This window comes from Williamsia sp. Y712, assembly GCF_059445525.1.
Map to the genome: position 1 here is coordinate 241106 of NZ_JCAIUN010000001.1, position 22013 is coordinate 263118.

Consider the following 22013-nt stretch of genomic DNA (forward strand, 5'->3'; position numbering starts at 1 on the left):
TGACGCGGGTCAGATCTTCACCTCGGCATCCGCCTCGCGGGCGGCCTCCTCGGCAGCCAGCGTCTTGTTCAGCTTCTCGCCTTCGATGTCGACGTCGGGCAGGATCTTGTCCAACCACTTCGGCAGCGACCAGGCCTTGTCCCCGAGTAGTGCGAGCACTGCCGGGATCACGGTCATGCGGATGACAAAGGCGTCGAAGAAGACCGCTGCGGCCAGCGCGAAGCCCATCGCCTTGATGAAGACCATGTCCTGCAGCATGAATGCGGCAAACACCGAGATCATGATCGCGGCTGCCGCAGCCACCACCCGGGCGCTGTGACTGAAGCCGTCAACGATGGAGTCCTTGGCAGACTTCCCGTGCACGTACGCCTCCCGCATACGACTGACCAGGAACACCTGATAGTCCATCGCCAGGCCGAACACGATGCCGATCAGGATGATCGGCAAGAAGCTGACCAGCGGTTGCGGATTGCCCACCAGCCCCAGGTCACCGTCCGTGAAGATCGCCACCGTGGCACCGAAGGTCGCGCCGATGCTGAGAAGGAAGCCCAACGCGGCGGTCAACGGCACCAGGATCGACCGGAAGACGATCATCAGCAAGATGAACGCCAATCCCACGACCACGATCAGATACGGGACGAGCGCCGACGATAGCTTGTCGGAGACATCGATCTCGATGGCGGTCTGGCCGGTGACGCCATAGGTCAGCCCGGTGCTCTCGGCGACGTCGGACTCCATCCCGCGCAGGTCCTTGACCAGGTCCGTGGTTGCGTCGTCTCCGGCAGCACTGTCCGGGATCACCGAGATGATGGCGGTTTCGGTGTTGCTGCTGATGTCTCCGGGGCTGATCACGGCAGCGGAGACATCGTCTACGCCGCGGATCTGGTCGACCAGACCGTCGAAAGCCTCGATCCGCTGCGATTCACCCTCGATACCGCTGCCGTCGACGACCACCACAAACGGATTGTTCACGCCCGGCCCGAAGCCTTCGGAGACCATGTCGTAGGCCTGGCGCTGTGTGGTGCTCGGATCACCGTTGCCATCGTTCGGCAACCCCAGTTTGAGTCCGGTCATCGGGATCGTGATCAGCGCCAGCAGCACAATGCCACCGATGGCGAAGACCGCCGGGCGCCGGACGACCTGATTGATCCAGCGCTGACCGTTGTGGCGGCGAGCCGGGTCGTGCGGTGTCACATCCGGCGGGTTGAGCGACTTGATGCGTCCGCCGAACACCTTCTCGCCGAAGATGCCGAGGATGGCGGGAAGCAGGGTCAACGCGACGAGAACGGCAACCAGGACGGTGCCTGCCGCGGCCAGACCCATCGCCGTCAGGAACGGGATGTTGACGATGAACAGCGCCGCCAGGGCGATGAACACGGTGGCACCGGCGAACACCACTGCCGATCCGGCCGTGCCGACAGCTTTGCCGGCAGCCTCGGCGCGGGTCTTGGACCGATGAACCTCATGCCGGTACCGCGACAAAATGAACAGTGCGTAATCGATACCCACCGCCAGGCCGATCATCGTGGCCAAGATCGGGGTCTCGGAGCTCAGATCGAAGAAGAACGTTGCTGCGGTGACGCCCATCATGCCGATGCCCACACCGATGATCGCGGTGATCAGAGGCATGCCCCACGCAACCAGCGATGCGAAGGTCAGGATCATCACGATGGCACCTACGGCGACACCGATCAGCTCGGACGTCATACCCATTGCCGACTGGGGCAGTGCGGTGCCCGACATCTCGACGGTCAGACCACTGGCACGGGCCTGATCGGCGATCTCATCCATCTGGGTGTGGGCGGTTTCGCTGACGTCGGCTGCGGCCTCGGCATCAAACGCGGCACCCAACTGGACCATGGTCGCGTCGGCATTGATCGGCGAGGTCACCTGCGCGTCGGTCTGCGCCTCCTGCGCCGGGGTACCAAAGGTCTGCTCGTTGAACTGCACCACCGCGTCACGCCCGGGTCCGGGGTTCTGCTGCGTCCCATAGGTGTCAAACGGGTTCGCGATCGACTCGGGCGCCTTCACGCCGTCGAACTGCTTCATCTGATCAACCATGGTGTTGATCGCAGACTGGTACTGCGGCTCGGTCAGCGTGCTACCGGCAGGCGCCTGCACCACGTAGCTGATCGAGATGTTCTCGGAGAACTTCGGCTTCTCCGGGAAGGCCTCGACCATCTCGTTCTGGGCCGTGACCGACGGGACACCGGGAATGGTGAAACTCTCTGACGTCGGCTTCGAGAGCGTTGCGGCGGCCACGCCCATCCCGACGAGCACAAGCAGCCAGATCGCCACCATCTTGAATTTGTTCAGATAGGCCCATCTGCCTATCCGGTAAAGATATGTAGCCACGTGCGGGGCTTCCTTCCATCGGGATTTTCGTTTCAGGAGGTTTTTGGGGTCAGGGTTTGGCGGGACCCGGCGCCGGTCCGGTAAAACCGGCCTTCGTCACCGCGAACGCCTCACCGAGGAATCGCCGCAGATCGTCGTGCGGAGCGGCTCCCTCGGTCCACATCTCCAGAGCCACGCGCAGAGTGCAGAGTGCGTTGGTGAAGACGAGCCGTTCGACAAGCCCGAGAGCAGTTGTCGGGCCGCGTGCGGTGACGACCTCGGTGAACCGGGCCTTCTGCACATCGGTCATGTCGCTGTGCTCCTTGTGCGCGACCAATGTCGGCTCGGTCTCGAGCAGCCGGATCAGGGTGGCGAACTGGCCCGGTACCGCGTCCGTATCACAGGCAATCTCGGTCAATCCGTATTCGACTGCATCCCACAGGGATTCATCAGCCGGTCGGGATTCGATGTGGTCGGCCATCCGCCCGAGGACAACACCGACAAAGTAGATGAGCGCATCCTCTTTACCGGTGAAGTAGTTGTGGAAGGTCCGCGCCGAGACGCCGACCTCAGCCGCCACGGTGTCGACCGAAACCGATTCCAAACCACCATCAGCGGCGTGACGGAGCACCGCGGTCGCCAAGGCGAGCCGCGTGGCGGCCTTCTTGGATTCACGAAGTCCCATTTGCTCCATGCAACCCACCGTACGGAAATTGCAGTGCTCTGAAAATTTTCTGACGGGTGCAATATTGACGGATCGGTCACACGCCAGGTGCGTTGGTGACCCGCGTCACCGACCGCGGAAGTGGGCCGGTCTCTTCTCCCGGAATGCCGTCACACCCTCGGTGAAATCGTCGCTCTGCCACAGAGCAACCTGATTCTCGACCTCGTCGTCGAGCACACCCGACCGATCGCGCGCGGACTTCCCCATCTGCGACTTGATGGCCGCCAGCGCCAGCGGCGGCCCCTGCGCAAGGCGATTCGCATCTGCCAGAGCAGATTCCAGCGACGTTCCGGGATCGACCACCGAGTCGACCAGCCCCAGGCGGCCGGACTCTTCACCACCGATGCGACGCGGCAACATCAGCAACTGTTTCGCTGCAGGCATGCCGATCCGGGCAGGCAAGCTGACGAAGATGCCCATGTCACCGGCGAGGCCGACAGCGGTGAAGGTCGTCCCGAATGAACTGTCACGTGCAGCCACCACCCGATCGCAGGCAAGCGCCAGCGCTGCCCCGGCGCCGAACGCCGGTCCCTCAACCGCTGCCACAACGGGTTTCGAGCCGTTCCAGATCGCCCGGACCACTCGCGCGGCCGCCTGACCACGGCTTCGGGCCTGGTCAGGGGACAACGGACCCATCGTGGAGATGTCCCCGCCCGAACAAAAGAAGCCTCCGGCACCGGTGATCACCACTACCCGGACACCGGAATCGTCCATGGCCGATTCGATGGCCTCGGCCAGTGCGATTCGCAACGGGAGGTCGATGGCGTTGCGGACGTGTGGGCGGTTGAGAGTGATCAACCGGACCGCGTCAAGGTGCTCGACCAGAACCGGTGCACCATCGATCGTCGACGAACCACTCATCGCGTGTTGTCTCCCTGCGTCTTCCGCTTCGGACCTACCTATTGATTCCTAGCAGCGCACGATCTGCGCCGGACCCCGTTCCGGCTTTCGGCGAGCAAGTACCCACGGTTCGCTACGGTTGGCGCATGCGCGCAGCGATCTCCAAACTCCTCGGGGCCACGATTGTTGCCGGAAGCCTGGCACTGGCACTGACCGCCTGCTCCGACGACGACTCCGCACAATCGGATGATTCGCCACCGTCGTCGGCACAGGTTGTCACCACCGACACCTCGGCTGCGATCCCGCCTGCGACCGGCAGTACGGCCGTTCAGAATTCGAACGCGCCTGCCGTCCCGGGGCCATCGTTGCCCCCGGCAACATCGATCCCGGAATCGAAACTGCTGCCCGACCTCGATGGCACCCGTTGCGACACCGTGAACGGACCGGACGGGGCGTTGCACGTCATCATCCTCGAAGGCAGCTCGATCGACTGCGCCGTGGCGATGCCGATCGCCGACGAATACGCACCCATGATCGCGACCGGTAAACCCCAGCAGGTCCAGGGGTGGGACTGCGGCCCCTCACAAACCCGCGGAGTGCTTTCCAACTGCACCAGTGGCGCCGACACCATCTCGTTTTCGATCGAGTAACCCACGGAGACTCGACCTTCACTCGAAGTCCAGTTCGAATCGGTTTAGAAATCCGATATTTCAGGAAACCCATCTACATCTGGCGTCGTCACGAAGCCCCTGTGCCCGCCAGAACGCACCAGATGAGGAGTATTTCCATGAATCGAATTGCGCGCACGACCACAGGTGTTCTCGCCGCTGTCGCAGGTAGCGCGGCATTGGCCTTTGCCGCTGCACCGGGGGCATCCGCCGCCCCGGTGTCCATCTGCCCGGCCCTACCAGGGCAATCAGCCACAGCCGAGGACTGCTCGGCCGCTTCCGGGCCGACCGGATTGACCCTGGCCATCACGCTTGACGATGGCACCGCCTATGCAATCGGAGACAACTTCGCCGGACCCGCAGCCATCGCCATCGGTCCCGGAGCAGAGGTAAACATGGAAGGCGTGAAACCGGGTCTCGCGATCGGTATCGCCGGCCCCGGTGGCCAGGTCACCGTGGACGGAGTCAACCGTGCCACCTGCACAGATGGCCCCGGCTTCGCGGGGGACTTCCAGACACTGACCGGCTGCTTCAACGACGGGACCATGCAGATCCCGCTGGGCTGACCGTTCACTTAGCCCTATCGCTCCATCCCCAGGTGCTCTATGTTCGAATTCGCCGCTGTGTGCTGTCGGATCTCCCGGAGCACGGGCATCTGGGGATGGAGGCACAGTGCTTCGGACAGTGTTCAACGAAGAACATGAAGCTTTTCGCAAGGTGATTCGCGATTTCATCAATCGCGAGGTCGTTCCGGTGCACCACGAGTGGGAGGTGCAGGGGCATCCGCCCCGCGAGTTCTACAACCGACTCGGCGAGTTGGGCATCCTCGGCATCGAAGCCCCCGAGGAGTTCGGTGGCGGCGGTTCGGACTCGTTCAAGTTCACGGCGATCGTCACCGAGGAGGCCGCCCGCGCCGGCGTCACGTTCGGCTCGTATTCGGTGCACTCCAACCTGATCCTGCCGTACCTGGTCGAATACGCGACCGAGGAGCAGAAGAAGCGTTGGCTCCCCGGATTCATCTCCGGTGAGATCATGACCGCCATCGCGATGACCGAGCCGGGCACCGGATCGGACCTGGCCAACATCGCCACCACTGCCAAACTGTCAGAGGACGGCGAGTACTACACCCTCAGCGGTTCCAAGACGTTCATCACCGGCGGCGCGCTCGCCGACCTCATCCTGGTTGTCTGCCGGACCGCATCCAGCACCTCGGAGAACCGGCGCTCGGGGCTGACCATCCTGTGCGTCGACACCACGTCGGAGGGTTTCTCGGTGGGTCGCAAGCTCGAGAAGATCGGGCTCAAGGCCTCCGACACCGCCGAGCTGTCGTTCGACAACGTCCGGGTGCCGGTCGCCGATCGCCTCGGTGAAGAGGGCGAAGGTTTCAACTACCTCACCCACAATCTCGCCCAGGAGCGTCTGACCATCGCGCTACAGGCTTCGGCCTCCGCCCAGGCAGCCCTGCAACACGGCATCAACTACGTCAAGGAACGCACCATCTTCGGTAAGCCGCTGGCGTCGTTCCAGAACTCCAAGTTCGTTCTGGCCGAGTGCGCCACCGACGTCGATGCCATCGTCTTGATGGCCGACCACGCACTCGAATTGCACGACCAGCGACAACTCAGCGTTCCCGACGCCGCGAAAGCCAAGCTCTTCTGCACGGAGGGCGCCGGCCGGGTCATCGACAAGTGCCTGCAGCTGCACGGCGGCTACGGATACGTCACCGAGTACCCCATCGCCCGCCTCTACGCCGACACCCGTGTCTCGCGTATCTACGGCGGAACCAGTGAGGTCATGAAGACCATCATCGCGAAATCCCTTGGTATCTAGCCAACTTCGTTCATCAATCAATAGCCCTCTCACCTCAGGAGACATACGCAGATGCGTGATGCAGTGATCGTCGATGCCGTCCGCAGCCCGGTGGGCAAAAGGAACGGCGGACTGGCCGGAGTCCATCCGGTTGACCTGTCGGCCCAGGTTCTCCAAGCCCTGGCCGCCCGCAACAACCTCGACCCCGCCACCGTCGACGACGTGATCTGGGGTTGTGTCTCGCAGGTCGGCGAACAGGCCGCATGTATCGGCCGATACGCGCTGCTGGCCGCAGGCTGGCCCGAAGAGGTTCCCGGTTTCACCGTCGACCGCCAGTGCGGCTCGTCGCAACAGGCCGTTCACCTCGCGGCGGCCGGTGTCATCGCAGGCCACTACGACATCGCCGTCGCCGGTGGCGTCGAGTCGATGTCACGGGTTGTCATGGGGGCGACGCGTGCGGGCGGACTCCACGGGGAGCCATACGGCCCGATGGTCCGGGCACGGTATGACAACTTCGCGTTCAATCAGGGCACCGGCGCGGAGATGATCGCCGACGAATTCGGGCTCAGCCGTACCGATCTCGACCAGCACGCCCTCGACTCGCACGAGCGTGCGGCCACCGCCATCGACGAAGGTCGTTTCACCGACCAGATCGCGCCGATCACGGTGACGGGCGAAGACGGGACCACCACGGTGGTGACCACCGACGAAGGCGTGCGCCGTGGCGGCACACTCGAAAAGCTCGGTGCGCTCAAGACCCCGTTCAAGGAAGACGGCGTCGTCTCGGCGGGCAATGCCTCGCAGATCTCCGATGGGTCTGCGGCACTGCTGGTGACCACCAGCGAGATCGCGGCGGCCAATGGTTGGACACCGTTGGCACGCGTGCATTCGGTGGCCGTGGTCGGTGCTGATCCGATCACCATGCTCAAGGGCCCGATCCCGGCCACGGCAAAGGTTTTGGCGCGCGCCGGGATGTCGATCGACGACATCGGGACCTTCGAGATCAACGAGGCGTTCGCCTCGGTATCACTCGGATGGCAGCGTGCCACGGGTGCCGACTACAAACTGCTCAATCCCGAAGGTGGCGCGATGGCACTGGGCCATCCGCTCGGCGGATCGGGCGCGCGCTTGATGACGACCATGATCCACCGCATGCGCAGCAACGGAATTCAGTTCGGTCTGCAGTCGATGTGCGAGGGCGGCGGCATGGCCAACGCGACCATCATCGAACTGGTCTGAGTCGTCCCGCATCCCTTGCGCGTGCAGGCTTTTCGTCCGCATACCGGAGTTGCACAGTGCCGGTGAGTGATCGGAAGAGCCTGCACGCCAAGGGGATCATTCTCCGGTGAAGTCCCCCACGCGTCGATCGTTGAAGGCTGCCAGCGCTTCTCGATGATCCTCGGTCGGATGCGACAGGGCCTGCAGGGCCGCCGACAGTTCCAGGAATCCGTCGAAATCCTGCCGACCCGATTCGCGCAGTAGCCGCTTCGTGGCGCGCAGTGCATGCGGCGGGTTCACGGCGACCCGCGCGGCGAGTTCCCGGGCGGTGGTCAGCAGGTCCTCGGGTTCGACGACCCGCGAGACCAGCCCCCAGTCCAATGCGGTCGCGGCATCGACGCGATCGCCGGTGAACGCCATCTCGGCAGCCCGCGCGGCGCCGACAGCCCGCGGCAACAGCCACGCGCCGCCGTCACCCGGGATGATCCCGAGCTTGACGAAACTCTCCGCGAAGAACGCCTTCGTGGAGGCGACGCGCATGTCGCACATCAGCGTCAGGTCACAACCCGCGCCAACCGCCGGGCCGTTGACGGCCGCGATGATCGGCACTTCGCAGGTGTACACCGCACGTGCCAAACGCTGGATCCCACGCCGGTAGCCCTGAAAGATCTGATGCGGCTTTCCGCCGAACATGCCGTTGCGATCGACCATGTCCTTGACATTGCCGCCCGCCGAGAACGCACTGCCCGCACCGGTGAGGATCACCACGCGGGTCTGCGGATCGGTGTTCGCGAGCTGAACCAACTCGACCAGCCGATCCACCACCTCGTCCCCGGAGATCGGGTTGCGGCTCTCCGGCAGGTTCAGCGTCCAGGTGGTGACGTGACCCTCGGTCTGGGCAAGGACAACATCGTTCGCGGCAGTCATCACGCGATCCTATCCACCAGACGATGGTCCGCTAACCCGCGCGCAGCCGAATATTCAGTAAGCACACTCGCCGAATTGGAATCACGTTAAAATTGGCCAGCTCTGATGCGTCGTCGCACCGCGCGGCGGGTCGCCTCACCCGGCGGCAACAAGTGGCCACCCGAAAAAGACAGACACGTTGTCAGCGAACAGGATTCGAATGTTTGCATTCATCGCACGCGTCGTTGTCGGTCACCCGTGGCGAGTGATTGCGGGTTGGGCCGTGATCGCGTTGCTCATCATCGTGTTCTCGCCCAGCCTCGGGGATCACACCAGCGGCAACAATCAGGATTTTCTTCCCAAATCGTTCGAGTCGGTGAAGGCGCAAAAACTCGCCGACGAATACTTTCCCGCCTCTGCAGGCGCCACCGGCACGCTGGTGATCTCACGGACCGATGGTGCTCCACTGTCGACCACGGATCAGCAGACCGCCCTCGGACTCGCCACCACGTTGCAGAACGAGAAGATCCCGGGCGTCACCGCGGTCACCGGCAGCGAAGAGTCCTTCTCGCCGGATGGAAAAGTGGCCGTCCTGCAGGTGTCCTTTGCCGGCCAGGCAGGCGCCGACGACGTCGATGACGCGGTGCCAAAGGTGCGCAAAGCCGCCGACAAAGCGCTGGAGGGCACCGGCCTTCGAGCCGGCCTGACGGGCAACGCCTCGATCCTGGTCGACACCGACTCGGCATACGACAATGCCGAGAACATCATCACCATCGCGACCGTCATCGTCATCGTGCTCACCCTGGGTCTGGTCTTCCGCAGCCCGATCATCGCGGTGGTACCCATCGTCGTGATCGGCATCGTCTACCTTGCGGTTCGCGGCGTGACCGCCTTTGCCACCGATCTGTTCGACTTCAAGGTTCCCAACACCCTCGATGCCATATTGCTGGTGGTTCTCTTCGGAGTTGGTACCGACTACATCGTGTTCCTGCTCTTCCGATATCGGGAACATCTGCGACAGGGCGCCAACCACCACGAAGCGCTACTCCAGTCGACCAGGGTGATCGGACGGGTGGTCGCTTCATCCGCCATCACCGTGATCGGCGCGTTCGCCGCCCTGTTCCTGGCCAGGCTCGGCTTGTTGAATTCGCTTGCACCCGGGCTGATCATCGCCGTGGCGCTCATGCTGATGACCGCCCTGACATTGATACCCGCACTCTGCGCCGTGCTGGGCAAGTACCTGTTCTGGCCGCTGGGTCCGGGCACCGAGTCGAAGCGGTCGCCCTATGGTCCCATCAGTCGATTTGTCGGACACCGCCCGGCAATTGTGGTGGTGATCGTCGCCGCCGGGCTGATCGTGTTGACGGTTTTCGCGCCGTCATACAAATCGACATACGACACGCTCAACGAAATGCCTTCTGACACCCCCTCTCTCGAGGCCTACAACACCCTTTCCGCATCTTTCCCCCAAGGTGCACTCAGTCCCACTCAGGTGTACGTCAAGACCGAGGGGCCGGTTCCACAAGACGAATTGGCGACGCTCAGCAGCAATCTCAGCAAGGTCCCCGGTGTGGCATCGGTGTCGGAACCCAGGATCAGTACGGACGGCACAGCAGCGGTGATGGAGGTCATCCTGACCGACGGGCCATATACATCCGGCGCACTCGATCTCGCCAAAGGTCCACTCAACAAGGCCGCCCAGAGCTCGATACCCGATGCCGAAGTACTCGTCGGGGGCGAGTCGGCGACACTCGCGGACGTCCGCTCGCAACTCGATTCGGATAGCAAACGGGTGTTCCCGGTGGCCGTGGTGATCGTGGGCCTCATTCTCGGGTTGCTGCTCCTATCCGTGCTCGCACCACTCAACCTGCTCGTCTGCGTGGGTCTCACCTTCGGTGCCACCCTCGGAGCGGTTGTCATCGTCTTCCTGTTCGCCGCAGGACTCGACGGGATCGACTTCACAACGCCGATCGTCCTCTATCTGTTCGTGGTGGCCATCGGGACCGACTACAACATCCTGCTGAGCGAGCGCATCCGAGAAGAGTTCCTGAACGGCCATCGACCTGCCGAGGCCGCCAGGATCGCCGTCGCGGGCAGCGGACCCACGGCCGCCGCAGCAGGCACCATCCTCGCGTTGACCTTCGCCTCGCTGATCCTCACCGGGCTGGACAATCTGCGGGAACTCGGGACCGGCGTGGCAATCGGTGTACTGCTGGCCTCACTGGTGATGGCGCCGATGTTGGTCCCCGGACTCTCGGTGTTGCAGAGGAGCGCATTCTGGTGGCCGACGAAACGATCCAAACCGCCTGCGACTGACGCCGATGCAGACGCACCCGGCCCGGGAGGCGACGGACCGAAGTCGCCGGAACCTATTGTTCATTGACCAAATCCGCAGGCTCCCCGACGAGTAGCATCGGCCCCGTGACCGAAACACCGGTACGCACCAACAATCGCCTGGATGCCAAACGTGTCCTCGTCTACAGCGACGACGCGAGCACCCGCAGGCAGATCATCGCTGCCCTCGGCGACTTCCCGCCTGACGGCCTCGACCCCTTCCTCTACGTGGAGGTGGCCACCGGCCCCGGAGTGATCCGCGAGATGGACGCCGGGAGCATCGACCTGGTGATCCTCGACGGTGAGGCGGCTCCGGCCGGCGGGATGGGCATCGCGCGGCAACTGAAGGACGAGATCGTCGACTGCCCGCCGATCATCTTGCTCACCGGCCGTGTGGAAGATCGATGGCTGGCGTCGTGGTCGCAGGCCGAGGCCGTGGTTTCCCGCCCGATCGACCCCTTTGCGCTCACGAAAGCCGTGGTTACGGTACTGCGTTCACGCCCGTAGACCCATCTTTTGACCTCTCATCGTTCCCGTTTCCACAGTTCACGCCGTCCGTCCTTTTATGAGCGATCCAGATAACTGCGATTACAAATCAGCACGGCCGTCCCAGCCCGTAACGGTGTCGCCGCAGACCCGGCCGAAGGTAGTGTGTGTCTCAGATCACACACGGTCCCCTGGGTGATCCGAGCACGAACATCGACCCCTGAATCGGCCCTGTCCGAGCGTCGCCGCCACTCCGCAACCACTCGCTGGGAAGGAGCAACTCGCACACGTGAACCTGTATGTGCCGATATTTGTACTCGGTCTGATCGCAGTGGCATTCGCGGTCGGGTCAGCTGTTCTCGCGGGCGTCGTCGGCCCCCGCCGATACAATCGCGCCAAACTAGAAGCGTACGAGTGCGGCATCGAACCTATCCCAAATCCACTGGGCGGCTTGGGAACCGACATCGATTCGGGAAGTGTTACCAGACAGCGCATCCCGGTGAAGTACTACCTGACCGCAATGCTGTTCATCATCTTCGACATCGAGATCGTGTTCCTGTATCCGTGGGCGGTCTACTTCGACTCGCTCGGCGTGTTCGGCCTGATTGCGATGGCGCTGTTCATCTTCAATGTCTCGGTGGCGTACGCCTACGAATGGAGGCGCGGCGGACTGAGTTGGGACTGACCGGCTCGAACCGAGCACGCTGCCCGAAAGAGAGTGTCCATCATGGGTCTTGAAGAAAAGCTCCCCAGCGGATTCCTGCTGAGCACGGTCGAGGGCCTGGCCGGGTACATGCGCAAAGGCTCACTGTGGCCGGCAACATTCGGTTTGGCCTGCTGCGCCATCGAGATGATGGCCACCAGCGGTGGACGTTTCGACATCGCCCGCTTCGGGATGGAAGCCTTCCGCGCCTCGCCCCGCCAAGCAGACCTGATGATCGTCGCCGGCCGGGTCAGTCAGAAGATGGCGCCGGTTCTCCGCCAGATCTACGACCAGATGGCGGAGCCGAAATGGGTTCTGGCCATGGGTGTTTGTGCATCATCGGGTGGGATGTTCAACAACTACGCCATCGTCCAGGGCGTCGACCATGTCGTCCCTGTCGACATCTACCTACCGGGGTGTCCGCCGCGGCCCGAGATGCTGCTGCACGCAATCCTCAAGCTGCACGAAAAGATCCAGGAGATGCCGCTCGGTGTCAATCGCGACGAAGCGATCCGCGCAGCCGAACAGGCCGCACTGTCGGCCACCCCGACCATCGAGATGAAGGGGTTGCTGCGATGACTCCCCCGACACCAGAGAAGGACTCCGGACGCGAGGTGATCGGCACCCGCCGCGGACTGTTCGGTGCGAGTGGCAGTGGTGACACCTCCGGGTACGGCCGCCTGGTCAGCCCGATCTTCATGCCCGAGCGCACATCCCGGCCCTACGGCGGCTACTTCGACGACGTTGTCGACCAACTCGGTCGGACTCTGACCGCACGGGGAGGACCGGATGCCGACGTGGCCATCGAGAAGGTCGTGGTGTTCCGCGACGAACTGACCATCCACGTGCGCCGCGAACATCTACCGGCGATTGCCGGTGCGCTCCGCGACGAACCCGGCCTGAGGTTTGAACTGTGCCTCGGTGTCAGCGGTGTGCATTACCCCGACGAGACCGACCGCGAACTCCATGCCGTCTATCCACTGCTGTCGATCACCCACAACCGCCGGATTCGAATCGAAGTTGCTGTGCCGGACGCCGATCCACACATCCCGTCCCTGTACGCGATCTATCCGACCTGCGATTGGCACGAACGGGAAACCTACGACTTCTTCGGGATCGTCTTCGACGGCCATCCGGCGTTGACCAGGATCCAGATGCCCGACGACTGGGAGGGTCATCCGCAACGCAAGGACTACCCACTCGGAGGTATCCCGGTCGAGTTCAAGGGTGCTCGCATCGCACCGCCCGACCAGCGGAGGTCGTACAACTGATGACCACCTACAACGCGACCGGACAGGATTGGGACGAAATCGTCAGCGCCGCTGCCGGCGCGGGCGAGGAGCGGATCGTCGTCAACATGGGACCGCAACATCCATCGACCCATGGTGTGCTGCGTCTGATCCTCGTGCTCGAAGGCGAGACCGTGATCGAAGCCCGCTGCGGTATCGGCTACCTGCACACGGGGATCGAGAAGAACCTCGAATTCCGCAATTGGACCCAGGGCGTCACGTTTGTCACCCGGATGGACTATCTGTCCCCGTTCTTCAACGAGACCGCCTACTGCCTCGGGGTTGAGAAACTTCTCGATATCACCGACGCGATCCCCGAGCGGGTCAACGTCATCCGGGTGATGCTGATGGAACTGAACCGGGTCTCGTCCCATCTGGTGGCGCTCGCGACCGGTGGCATGGAACTCGGCGCGGTGACCGCAATGCTCTTCGGTTTCCGCGAACGGGAATTGATCCTCGACGTCTTCGAGATGATCACCGGTCTGCGGATGAACCACGCCTACATCCGGCCCGGCGGGCTGGCCCAGGACCTGCCCGACGGGGCGGTCGAGAAAGTCCGCGAGGTGCTCCGCGTACTACCCGGGCGCCTGCGCGACATGGAAGATCTGCTGAGCGAGAACTACATCTGGAAGGCCCGGACCCGCGGCGTCGGCTATCTCGACCTCACCGGATGCATGGCCCTGGGTGTCACCGGACCGATCTTGCGGGCCACGGGACTGGCCCATGACCTGCGTCGGTCCTCTCCGTACTGCGGCTACGAGAAGTACGAGTTCGACGTCATCACCGATACCGCCTGCGACTCGTACGGCCGCTACCAGATCCGGGTCAAGGAGATGAAGGAGTCACTCAAGATCGTCGAGCAATGTCTCGACCGGCTTCGTCCGGGCCCGATCATGGTGGAAGACAAGAAAATAGCGTGGCCTGCCGAGCTCACCGTCGGCGACGACGGTCTGGGAAACTCCCCGAAACACATCTCCGAGATCATGGGTTCGTCCATGGAAGGTTTGATCCACCACTTCAAACTGGTCACCGAAGGGATGCGGATTCCGCCAGGACAGGTCTATATCCCGGTCGAATCTCCCCGCGGCGAACTCGGTGTCCACATGGTTTCCGACGGTGGCACTCGCCCCTATCGGGTTCACTTCCGGGATCCGTCGTTCACGAATCTCCAAGCGGTGGCGGCGATGTGCGAGGGCGGGATGATCTCCGACGTGATCGCCGCCGTGGCCGGGATCGACCCCGTGATGGGGGGTGTGGACCGATGAGCGCCGAACCGGTCTTCATCGACTTCGGTACACCGCGCGATGTTGCCGCCGAATCCCACCGATACCCGGACGATGTGGCCGCTCGCCTGACCGGTGACGCGATGCAGATCATCGCCCGGTATCCCAGCGCGCGGTCGGCCCTGCTTCCGTTGCTCCATCTCGTGCAGAGCGAGGACGGATACATCACACCTGCCGGAATCGGTTTCTGCGCAGACCAACTCGGACTCACCCCCGCCGAGGTCACGGCGGTATCCACCTTCTACTCGATGTATCGGCGCGAAGAGACCGGTGACTACCTCGTCGGGGTCTGCACCAACACGCTGTGCGCCGTGATGGGCGGTGATCAGATCCTTGCCGACCTGCACGAACACCTCGGAGTGGAGATCGGACAGACCACTCCCGACGGCTCGATCACGTTGGAACACATCGAATGCAACGCGGCCTGCGACTACGCGCCGGTGGTGATGGTCAACTGGGAGTTCTTCGACAACCAAACACCCGGATCCGGTCGCGACCTGGTGGACGCACTGCGCCGGGGTGACCCGGTGACACCCAGTCGCGGAGCGCCACTGTGCACGTTCCGCGAAACCGCCCGGATCCTGGCCGGATTCGGCGACCCTCGCGAGGGGGCATCGGATGCGGCCGAACCGGGTGCTCCGACGCTGGCCGGGCATCGCATCGCCAAAGAACGCGACATGCAGGCTCCGGAGGCCACGGCTTCTGACGACGTCGCAGGCCCCGACGACGAACAGGCGGCCGCGGAGTCGAAGGCCGACAAGCCTGCCCCGGCACCGTCTGCCGACGTGCCTCCCGGAAAGGCGAGCTGAGATGCCTTTGACACCAGTGCTGTCCCGCCACTGGGATGAACCCCGATCCTGGACCCTCGACGCCTACCGGAGCCACGAGGGCTACGACGCGCTCGATAAGGCCCTGGCGATGGACCCCGACGACCTCATCGCGACGGTGAAGGCCTCGGGTCTGCGCGGACGCGGTGGTGCCGGATTCCCCACCGGGATGAAGTGGTCCTTCATCCCCCAGGGGGACGGCAAACCGCACTACCTCGTTGTCAATGCCGACGAATCCGAACCCGGAACCTGCAAAGACATACCTCTGCTCCTGGCCACACCTCATGTGTTGATCGAGGGCATCATCATTGCGGCGTACGCGATTCGGGCCTCGCACGCATTCATCTACGTTCGTGGCGAAGTGATTCCGGTGCTGCGTCGCCTACAGACCGCGGTCGCCGAGGCATACGGGGCCGGCCTCCTGGGCAGCGATATCCTCGGGTCCGGATTCGACCTGGAACTGGTGGTCCACGCCGGAGCCGGCGCCTACATCTGCGGCGAAGAAACCGCACTGCTCGACTCCCTCGAAGGCCGCCGCGGCCAACCCCGTCTGCGTCCCCCTTTCCCGGCGGTTGCCGGTCTCTACGCCAGCCCCACGGTGGTCAACAATGTCGAGTCGATCGCCAGCGTGCCCCCGATCATCCTGCGTGGCAACGACTGGTTCCAGAGCATGGGCACAGAGAAGTCACCCGGTTTCACGCTGTACTCACTGTCCGGGCACGTCACCACCCCCGGCCAGTACGAGGCCCCACTCGGCATCACCCTGCGTGAACTGCTCGACTACGCGGGCGGCGTCCGAGCCGGCCACCAACTCAAGTTCTGGACGCCTGGCGGTTCTTCGACGCCCCTGTTCACCGCCGAGCACCTCGACGTCGCCCTCGATTACGAAGGCGTCGGCGCGGCCGGTTCGATGCTGGGTACCAAGGCATTACAGATCTTCGACGACACCACCTGCGTGGTCCGAGCGGTTCTGCGATGGACCGAGTTCTACGCCCACGAATCCTGCGGTAAATGCACGCCGTGCCGCGAGGGCACGTATTGGCTGGTTCAGATTCTGCGCGGGTTGGAGAACGGAACCGGCACCGGCGCTGATCTGCAGAAGCTCCTCGACATCTCCGACAACATCCTCGGAAAGTCGTTCTGTGCTCTCGGCGACGGTGCGGCCAGCCCGATCATGTCTTCCCTCAAGTACTTCCGTGATGAATACATCGAACACCTCCACGGTGGTGGATGCCGGTTCGATCCGGCCAGGTCAACCCTGTTCGAACCGGCAAGCCCCGCGCTGTTCGACCAGGTAGGTGCATCATGACGCTGACCAACAGTTCGGCCCCCGACTCAGCCGTGACCGACCTTGTGGCGATCACCATCGACGGCACCGAACTCAAGGTTCCCAAGGGCACGTTGGTTATTCGTGCCGCGGAGCTGATCGGTGTGCAGATCCCCCGATTCTGCGACCACCCGCTCCTCGATCCGGTGGGCGCCTGCCGACAGTGCCTTGTCGAAGTCGAGGGTCAACGTAAACCCCTAGCCTCGTGCACCACCACGGTCTCGGACGGGATGGTGGTCCGGACGCAATTGACATCGCCGGCTGCGGAGAAGGCCCAGCGCGGCGTCATGGAGCTGTTGCTGATCAACCATCCCCTCGATTGTCCGGTCTGCGACAAGGGTGGTGAATGCCCACTGCAGAACCAGGCCATGTCGAGCGGGGCGGCCGAGTCGCGGTTCGAGGGCGTCAAACGAACGTTCCCCAAGCCGATTCCGCTGTCATCGGAGGTACTTCTCGACCGCGAACGGTGCGTGTTGTGCGCGCGCTGCACCCGGTTCTCGGATCAGGTTGCCGGTGATCGGTTCATCGACTTCCTCGAACGCGGCGCCCAGCAACAGGTCGGGATCGCCGAAGACGAACCCTTCGAATCGTATTTCTCCGGTAATACGGTGCAGATCTGCCCGGTCGGCGCACTGACCGGGGCGGCATACCGGTTCCGGGCCCGCCCTTTTGATCTGGTGTCCAGTCCCAGTGTGTGCGAGCACTGCGCCGATGGCTGCGCGCAACGCACCGATCATCGGCGCGGCAAGGTGCTTCGACGCCTGGCCGGAGACGACCCCGAGGTCAACGAAGAGTGGAACTGCGACAAGGGCCGATGGGCCTTCACCTACGAGACGTCACGGGACCGGATCACCACGCCGATGATCCGCAACGCCGAGGGCATCCTGGTCGCCGCATCCTGGCCGCAGGCCGTTGCCGTTGCCGCGGCCGGTCTGAAGTCGGCAGGTACCCGAACCGGGGTACTGGTCGGTGGCCGCGCCACCGCGGAGGATGCCTACGCGTACGCGAAGTTCGCCCGAACGGCATTGGGTACCAACAACGTCGACTTCCGAAGCCGGGCACACTCGGCCGAAGAAGCGTCTTTCCTGGCCTCCCGGATCGCCGGCCGCCCCATGGCCCTGACCTATTCCGACCTCGAGAAGGCGCCGACCGTACTGCTCGCGGGATTCGAACCGGAAGAAGAATCGCCGATCATATTCCTGCGGCTGCGCAAGGCGGTTCGTAAACGCGGACTGACCGTGATCTCGATCGCGCCCTTTGCCGGCAATGGCCTGAGGAAGATGTCGGGTGGTCTGGTCAAGGTCGCGCCCGGCGGCGAACCTGCTGCGCTGAAACAACTCCAGGGCTCCGATCTGCTTCGCAAGCCGGGTGCGGTCATCTTGGTCGGCGAACGGTTGGCCCAGGTTCCCGGAGCGTTGACCGCCGTGGGCGCACTCGCCGACGCCACCGGGGCGTCGATCGGATGGGTACCGCGACGGGCGGGTGAACGGGGAGCTCTCGAGGTCGGTGCGCTCGGAAACCTCCTCCCCGGCGGTCGACCGGTCCACGACGGCATCGCACGCGCCCAGGTGCGTCAGGTCTGGGGTACCGAGCTGCCGCCTACGCCGGGGCTCGATACCGGTGAGATCCTCTCGGCCGCCGCAGCAGGCGATGTCGACGCAGTGGTGGTCGGTGGTGTGGAACTCGCCGACCTGCCCGATCCCGACGCTGCGCTCGCGGCACTTGTCGCCGTGCCGTTTGTGGTGAGCCTGGAGATGCGGGAAAGCGACGTCACCGCCCACGCGGACGTCGTGTTCCCGGTCTCGCCCGTGGTTCGCAAAAGTGGCACGTTCGTGGATTGGGAGGGACGTCCACGCTCGTTCGAGGCCGCCCTGCCCAGTGACGGTGCGATGCCCGATCAGCGGGTCCTCGACGCGATCTCGCGCCAGATGGGCCGCGACATCGACCTTCCCGACGCGGCCAGTTCACGCGACGAACTCGGTCGGCTCGGCGCCTGGGACGGCGCCTTCGAAACACCCGCTGCGACAGCAGTTGCCGACGTGGCCGAGACCTCACCGGGCCGGGCTGTCCTGGCCGCCTGGCGAATGCTGCTGGACTCCGGGCGCCTGCAGGATGGTGAACCGCACCTGGCCGGCACCGCACGCCGTCCGGTGGTGCGGCTGTCGGCAGCCACCGCTGCCGAAAACGGCGTTCATGACGACGACTTGGTCACGGTGAGCACCGAGCGGGGATCGATCACGCTGCCGCTGGAGATCACCGACTTGCCCGATCGTGTGGTGTGGCTGCCCTTGAACTCACCGGGCAGCTCGGTCTATTCGGCACTGGGCCCGGCTGTGGGACAGTCCGTTCAGATCACTCCGGCGGCCAGGGTGGAACGCTCATGACCGACCTGTCCGCGTTCGGCCACGACGCGTGGTGGCTGATCATCATCAAGGCCCTGGCGATCTTCGTCTTCCTGGTGCTGACCGTCCTGGTCGGCATACTCGCCGAGCGCAGGGTGATGGCCTGGATGCAGACCCGCGTCGGGCCGAACCGGGTCGGTCCGATGGGTTTGCTCCAAAGCCTTGCGGACGGGGTGAAACTCGCACTGAAGGAAGGGATCATCCCGGCCGGGGTCGACAAGCCGATCTATCTGCTCGCACCGATCATCTCGGTGGTACCGGCCATCATGGCGTACGCGGTCATCCCGTTCGGTCCGCAGGTGTCGATCTTCGGGCACCAGACGCCGCTGCAACTGACCGATCTATCCGTGGCCGTCCTCTACATCCTCGCGGTCACGTCGGTGGGGGTCTACGGGATCGTGCTCGCCGGCTGGTCGTCCGGATCGACCTATCCCCTCCTCGGTGGCCTGCGGTCGAGTGCGCAGGTGATCTCCTACGAGATCGCCATGGGCCTGACCTTCGCCGCGGTGTTCCTGGACGCTGGGACCATGTCGACCTCGGGCATCGTCGCGGCGCAGGACGGCACCTGGTACGTATTCCTGCTGCTGCCCTCGTTTGTGGTCTACGTGATCTCGATGGTCGGCGAGACCAACCGCGCACCCTTTGATCTCCCCGAGGCCGAGGGTGAACTCGTCGGTGGTTTCCACACCGAGTATTCGTCGCTACGGTTTGCGATGTTCATGCTCGCCGAATACATCAACATGGCCACCGTCTCGGCGCTGGCGGCCACCCTCTTCTTCGGCGGATGGCATGCACCGTGGCCGATTTCGCTCTGGGACGGCGCCAACTCGGGATGGTTCCCGCTGATCTGGTTCGTGGCCAAGGTCTGGGGATTCCTGTTCTTCTTCATCTGGCTGCGCGCCACCCTGCCGCGGCTGCGCTACGACCAGTTCATGGCGCTGGGCTGGAAGATCCTCATCCCGGTCTCCCTGACCTGGGTGATGGTCGTCGCCACCGTCCGCGCGCTCCGCAACGAGGGATACAGCAGCGCCACCGCCGTCATCAGCGTGGTCGGGGTGGTCGTGGCACTGGCCCTGATCGCGGTGTTGTGGAAAGTGTTCCGAGGCATGCGCGATCGCCGTCGCGCTGAACCCGAACTCGTCGAACGCATAGAACCCTTCGATGCCATGGCGGGCGGATTCCCGGTCCCACCGATCAAGGAGAGCAGCGATGCGTAACCCATTCGAGCCCCTGGCCGGTTTCGGTGTGACCTTCCTGTCGATGTTCAAGAAGAACACCACCGAGCTCTATCCCGAGGTCAAGAAACCCACTGCCGCGCGATACCACGGGCGCCACCAACTCAACCGGTACGCCGACGGACTGGAGAAGTGCATCGGCTGCGAATTGTGCGCCTGGGCCTGCCCGGCCGACGCGATCTACGTCGAGGGCGCCGACAACACCGACGACGATCGCTACTCACCGGGTGAGCGTTATGGCGTTGTCTACCAAATCAATTACCTACGGTGCATCGGCTGCGGACTGTGCGTGGAGGCCTGTCCGACACGCGCTTTGACGATGACCAACTTCTACGAGATGGCCGACGACAACCGGGCCGACCTGATCTATGACAAAGACCAACTCCTCGCCCCACTTGCCGACGGTATGACGCCACCACCGCACGCGATGGCACCCGGGAGCACCGACGAGGACTACTACCGCGGCAACGTCATCGGTGAGGTGATGCCACCGAGCACGCCCCGGTGACACCCCGCCGATGACACCCGAAGGAGAATCGCAATGAACAGCCTGTTGTCCGCATCGACACTTGTCACGCAGCCGCTGACCGAGACGTCAACCGCTGAGGCAGTGCAGTTCTGGATCCTCGGCACGATCGCCGTCCTCGGCGCCCTCGGCGTGGTGTGTTCGGCCAAAGCGGTGTACTCGGCGGTCTTCCTGGCGATGACCATGATCATCCTTGCCGTCTTCTACATTGCACAGGGTGCGATGTTTCTCGGCGTCGCGCAGGTGGTGGTGTACACCGGCGCGGTGATGATGCTCTTTCTGTTCGTCCTCATGCTCGTGGGTGTCGACTCGACGGATTCATTGGTCGAAACCATTCGGGGACAACGCCTCGGGGCAATCGTGGCCGGACTGGGATTCGGAATCCTCCTCATCGCCGGTGTCGGCAGCGCCTCGGTCACCACGTTTGCCGGAGTCGAGGCGGCCAACGCGGGTGGCAACGTCGAAGGTCTGGCCGAGATCATCTTCATCCGATACCTGTGGGCGTTCGAACTGACCGGCGCGCTGCTGATCACCGCCACCCTCGGCGCGATGGTGCTCGCCCATCGGGAACGACTCGGCCCCAAGGCAACCCAGAGGGAGATGTCCATCAACCGGTTCCGTGACGGTGAACGCGCCACACCCCTGCCCAATCCCGGTGTCTACGCCCGCCACAATGCGGTCGACATGCCTGCGCGCCTACCCGATGGTTCCTATTCCGACCTGTCGGTCAGCGACGTCCTCGTTCCCCGCGACCCAACCGGTCCGGGTCCCGGAATCCGCGACACGGAGCGCCGATCATGAATCCGGAGAACTACCTCTATGTTTCTGTGCTCCTGTTCACCATCGGGGCCGCGGGTGTTCTGGTCCGCCGGAACGCCGTCGTGGTGTTCATGTGTGTCGAGTTGATGCTCAATGCCTGCAACCTCGCGTTTGTCACCTTCGCCCGTATGCACGGCAATCTCGACGGCCAGGTGATCGCGTTCTTCACCATGGTCGTCGCCGCCGCGGAAGTTGTTGTCGGCCTGGCGATCATCATGATGATATTCCGCACCCGTCGTTCGACCTCGGTCGACGCCGCCGATCTGCTGAAACTCTGAGCCGG

21 protein-coding genes are annotated in these 22013 nt (G+C 63.8%); 17 read left to right on the plus strand and 4 right to left on the minus strand.

The genetic code is table 11. The features are described 5' to 3' along the window. Nucleotides 1–9 precede the first annotated feature (9 nt). The 3 genes from AC1D75_RS01245 to AC1D75_RS01255 form a co-directional block, all read right to left on the minus strand. The gene (locus AC1D75_RS01245) at nt 10–2355 is read right to left on the minus strand and encodes an MMPL family transporter (protein ID WP_495513517.1); all 2346 of its coding nucleotides are present in this window, start codon (nt 2353–2355) and stop codon (nt 10–12) included. Between the two features lie 49 nt (nt 2356–2404). Continuing rightward, nucleotides 2405–3028, minus strand: coding sequence for a TetR/AcrR family transcriptional regulator (locus AC1D75_RS01250; RefSeq protein WP_495513518.1), 624 nt, complete (start codon nt 3026–3028; stop codon nt 2405–2407). A gap of 96 nt (nt 3029–3124) precedes the next feature. Then, nucleotides 3125–3919, minus strand: a complete 795-nt coding sequence (locus tag AC1D75_RS01255) for an enoyl-CoA hydratase/isomerase family protein (protein ID WP_495513519.1) — start codon at nt 3917–3919, stop codon at nt 3125–3127. Nucleotides 3920–4044: 125 nt separating this feature from the next. Here AC1D75_RS01255 and AC1D75_RS01260 point away from each other — a divergent pair, with 125 nt between their 5' ends. The 4 genes from AC1D75_RS01260 (at nt 4045) to AC1D75_RS01275 (ending at nt 7614) form a co-directional block, all read left to right on the plus strand. Next, complete coding sequence (locus AC1D75_RS01260) at nt 4045–4548, plus strand: hypothetical protein (protein ID WP_495513520.1); 504 nt, start codon at nt 4045–4047, stop codon at nt 4546–4548. Nucleotides 4549–4685: 137 nt separating this feature from the next. After that, nucleotides 4686–5132: a hypothetical protein gene (locus tag AC1D75_RS01265; RefSeq protein ID WP_495513521.1), complete on the plus strand. Its 447-nt coding sequence runs from the start codon at nt 4686–4688 to the stop codon at nt 5130–5132. Nucleotides 5133–5238: 106 nt separating this feature from the next. After that, a complete protein-coding gene (locus tag AC1D75_RS01270) occupies nt 5239–6396 on the plus strand; it encodes an acyl-CoA dehydrogenase family protein (RefSeq protein ID WP_495513522.1) in 1158 nt (385 codons plus the stop codon). 51 nt (nt 6397–6447) lie between these two features. Further along, nucleotides 6448–7614, plus strand: a complete 1167-nt coding sequence (locus AC1D75_RS01275) for a thiolase family protein (RefSeq protein ID WP_495513523.1) — start codon at nt 6448–6450, stop codon at nt 7612–7614. Nucleotides 7615–7710: 96 nt separating this feature from the next. On the opposite strand, the gene AC1D75_RS01280 is transcribed toward AC1D75_RS01275, so the two are convergent. Next, a complete protein-coding gene (locus AC1D75_RS01280; protein ID WP_495513524.1) occupies nt 7711–8520 on the minus strand; it encodes a crotonase/enoyl-CoA hydratase family protein in 810 nt (269 codons plus the stop codon). 199 nt (nt 8521–8719) lie between these two features. Between AC1D75_RS01280 and AC1D75_RS01285 the strand changes: the two genes are divergently transcribed. From AC1D75_RS01285 to nuoK, 13 genes are all read left to right on the plus strand, one after another. Beyond that, on the plus strand, nt 8720–10882 hold the full coding sequence (locus AC1D75_RS01285) for an MMPL family transporter (protein ID WP_495513525.1): 2163 nt from the start codon (nt 8720–8722) through the stop codon (nt 10880–10882). A 38-nt stretch (nt 10883–10920) separates the two neighbouring features. Next, complete coding sequence (locus tag AC1D75_RS01290; RefSeq protein WP_495513526.1) at nt 10921–11340, plus strand: response regulator; 420 nt, start codon at nt 10921–10923, stop codon at nt 11338–11340. Between the two features lie 268 nt (nt 11341–11608). Next, complete coding sequence (locus tag AC1D75_RS01295) at nt 11609–12004, plus strand: NADH-quinone oxidoreductase subunit A (RefSeq protein WP_482136980.1); 396 nt, start codon at nt 11609–11611, stop codon at nt 12002–12004. 42 nt (nt 12005–12046) lie between these two features. Further along, complete coding sequence (locus AC1D75_RS01300) at nt 12047–12601, plus strand: NuoB/complex I 20 kDa subunit family protein (RefSeq protein ID WP_482136979.1); 555 nt, start codon at nt 12047–12049, stop codon at nt 12599–12601. Next, a complete protein-coding gene (locus AC1D75_RS01305; protein WP_495513527.1) occupies nt 12598–13293 on the plus strand; it encodes an NADH-quinone oxidoreductase subunit C in 696 nt (231 codons plus the stop codon). The genes AC1D75_RS01300 and AC1D75_RS01305 overlap by 4 nt, the downstream gene beginning before the upstream one ends. Further along, entirely contained in the window at nt 13293–14576 is a 1284-nt protein-coding gene (nuoD, locus tag AC1D75_RS01310) for an NADH dehydrogenase (quinone) subunit D (protein ID WP_495513528.1), read from the plus strand. The genes AC1D75_RS01305 and nuoD overlap by 1 nt, the downstream gene beginning before the upstream one ends. Next, nucleotides 14573–15403: an NADH-quinone oxidoreductase subunit NuoE gene (gene nuoE, locus AC1D75_RS01315; RefSeq protein WP_495513529.1), complete on the plus strand. Its 831-nt coding sequence runs from the start codon at nt 14573–14575 to the stop codon at nt 15401–15403. The genes nuoD and nuoE overlap by 4 nt, the downstream gene beginning before the upstream one ends. A 1-nt stretch (nt 15404) precedes the next feature. Beyond that, a complete protein-coding gene (gene nuoF, locus AC1D75_RS01320) occupies nt 15405–16730 on the plus strand; it encodes an NADH-quinone oxidoreductase subunit NuoF (protein ID WP_495513530.1) in 1326 nt (441 codons plus the stop codon). Then, the gene (locus AC1D75_RS01325; RefSeq protein WP_495513531.1) at nt 16727–19132 is read left to right on the plus strand and encodes an NADH-quinone oxidoreductase subunit G; all 2406 of its coding nucleotides are present in this window, start codon (nt 16727–16729) and stop codon (nt 19130–19132) included. Before nuoF ends, AC1D75_RS01325 begins: the two co-directional genes overlap by 4 nt. Next, the gene (nuoH, locus tag AC1D75_RS01330; RefSeq protein ID WP_495513532.1) at nt 19129–20367 is read left to right on the plus strand and encodes an NADH-quinone oxidoreductase subunit NuoH; all 1239 of its coding nucleotides are present in this window, start codon (nt 19129–19131) and stop codon (nt 20365–20367) included. The genes AC1D75_RS01325 and nuoH overlap by 4 nt, the downstream gene beginning before the upstream one ends. Continuing rightward, nucleotides 20360–20893: an NADH-quinone oxidoreductase subunit NuoI gene (gene nuoI, locus AC1D75_RS01335; protein ID WP_495513533.1), complete on the plus strand. Its 534-nt coding sequence runs from the start codon at nt 20360–20362 to the stop codon at nt 20891–20893. Before nuoH ends, nuoI begins: the two co-directional genes overlap by 8 nt. 33 nt (nt 20894–20926) lie before the next feature. Then, nucleotides 20927–21712, plus strand: a complete 786-nt coding sequence (locus tag AC1D75_RS01340; protein WP_495513534.1) for an NADH-quinone oxidoreductase subunit J — start codon at nt 20927–20929, stop codon at nt 21710–21712. Further along, nucleotides 21709–22008, plus strand: a complete 300-nt coding sequence (nuoK, locus tag AC1D75_RS01345) for an NADH-quinone oxidoreductase subunit NuoK (RefSeq protein ID WP_495513535.1) — start codon at nt 21709–21711, stop codon at nt 22006–22008. Before AC1D75_RS01340 ends, nuoK begins: the two co-directional genes overlap by 4 nt. The last annotated feature ends 5 nt before the right edge of the window (nt 22009–22013 follow it).

Excerpts from the sequence above, each read along its gene's own strand:
- AC1D75_RS01255 (WP_495513519.1), bottom strand. The coding sequence starts at position 3,919 with ATGAGTGGTTCGTCGACGATCGATGGTGCACCGGTTCTGGTCGAGCAC.
- nuoE (WP_495513529.1), top strand. The coding sequence starts at position 14,573 with ATGAGCGCCGAACCGGTCTTCATCGACTTCGGTACACCGCGCGATGTT.
- AC1D75_RS01305 (WP_495513527.1), top strand. The coding sequence starts at position 12,598 with ATGACTCCCCCGACACCAGAGAAGGACTCCGGACGCGAGGTGATCGGC.
- AC1D75_RS01260 (WP_495513520.1), top strand. The coding sequence starts at position 4,045 with ATGCGCGCAGCGATCTCCAAACTCCTCGGGGCCACGATTGTTGCCGGA.
- AC1D75_RS01275 (WP_495513523.1), top strand. The coding sequence starts at position 6,448 with ATGCGTGATGCAGTGATCGTCGATGCCGTCCGCAGCCCGGTGGGCAAA.
- nuoF (WP_495513530.1), top strand. The coding sequence starts at position 15,405 with ATGCCTTTGACACCAGTGCTGTCCCGCCACTGGGATGAACCCCGATCC.
- AC1D75_RS01250 (WP_495513518.1), bottom strand. The coding sequence starts at position 3,028 with ATGGAGCAAATGGGACTTCGTGAATCCAAGAAGGCCGCCACGCGGCTC.
- AC1D75_RS01300 (WP_482136979.1), top strand. The coding sequence starts at position 12,047 with ATGGGTCTTGAAGAAAAGCTCCCCAGCGGATTCCTGCTGAGCACGGTC.
- nuoI (WP_495513533.1), top strand. The coding sequence starts at position 20,360 with ATGCGTAACCCATTCGAGCCCCTGGCCGGTTTCGGTGTGACCTTCCTG.
- AC1D75_RS01265 (WP_495513521.1), top strand. The coding sequence starts at position 4,686 with ATGAATCGAATTGCGCGCACGACCACAGGTGTTCTCGCCGCTGTCGCA.
- nuoH (WP_495513532.1), top strand. The coding sequence starts at position 19,129 with ATGACCGACCTGTCCGCGTTCGGCCACGACGCGTGGTGGCTGATCATC.
- AC1D75_RS01340 (WP_495513534.1), top strand. The coding sequence starts at position 20,927 with ATGAACAGCCTGTTGTCCGCATCGACACTTGTCACGCAGCCGCTGACC.
- nuoD (WP_495513528.1), top strand. The coding sequence starts at position 13,293 with ATGACCACCTACAACGCGACCGGACAGGATTGGGACGAAATCGTCAGC.
- nuoK (WP_495513535.1), top strand. The coding sequence starts at position 21,709 with ATGAATCCGGAGAACTACCTCTATGTTTCTGTGCTCCTGTTCACCATC.
- AC1D75_RS01285 (WP_495513525.1), top strand. The coding sequence starts at position 8,720 with ATGTTTGCATTCATCGCACGCGTCGTTGTCGGTCACCCGTGGCGAGTG.
- AC1D75_RS01325 (WP_495513531.1), top strand. The coding sequence starts at position 16,727 with ATGACGCTGACCAACAGTTCGGCCCCCGACTCAGCCGTGACCGACCTT.
- AC1D75_RS01280 (WP_495513524.1), bottom strand. The coding sequence starts at position 8,520 with ATGACTGCCGCGAACGATGTTGTCCTTGCCCAGACCGAGGGTCACGTC.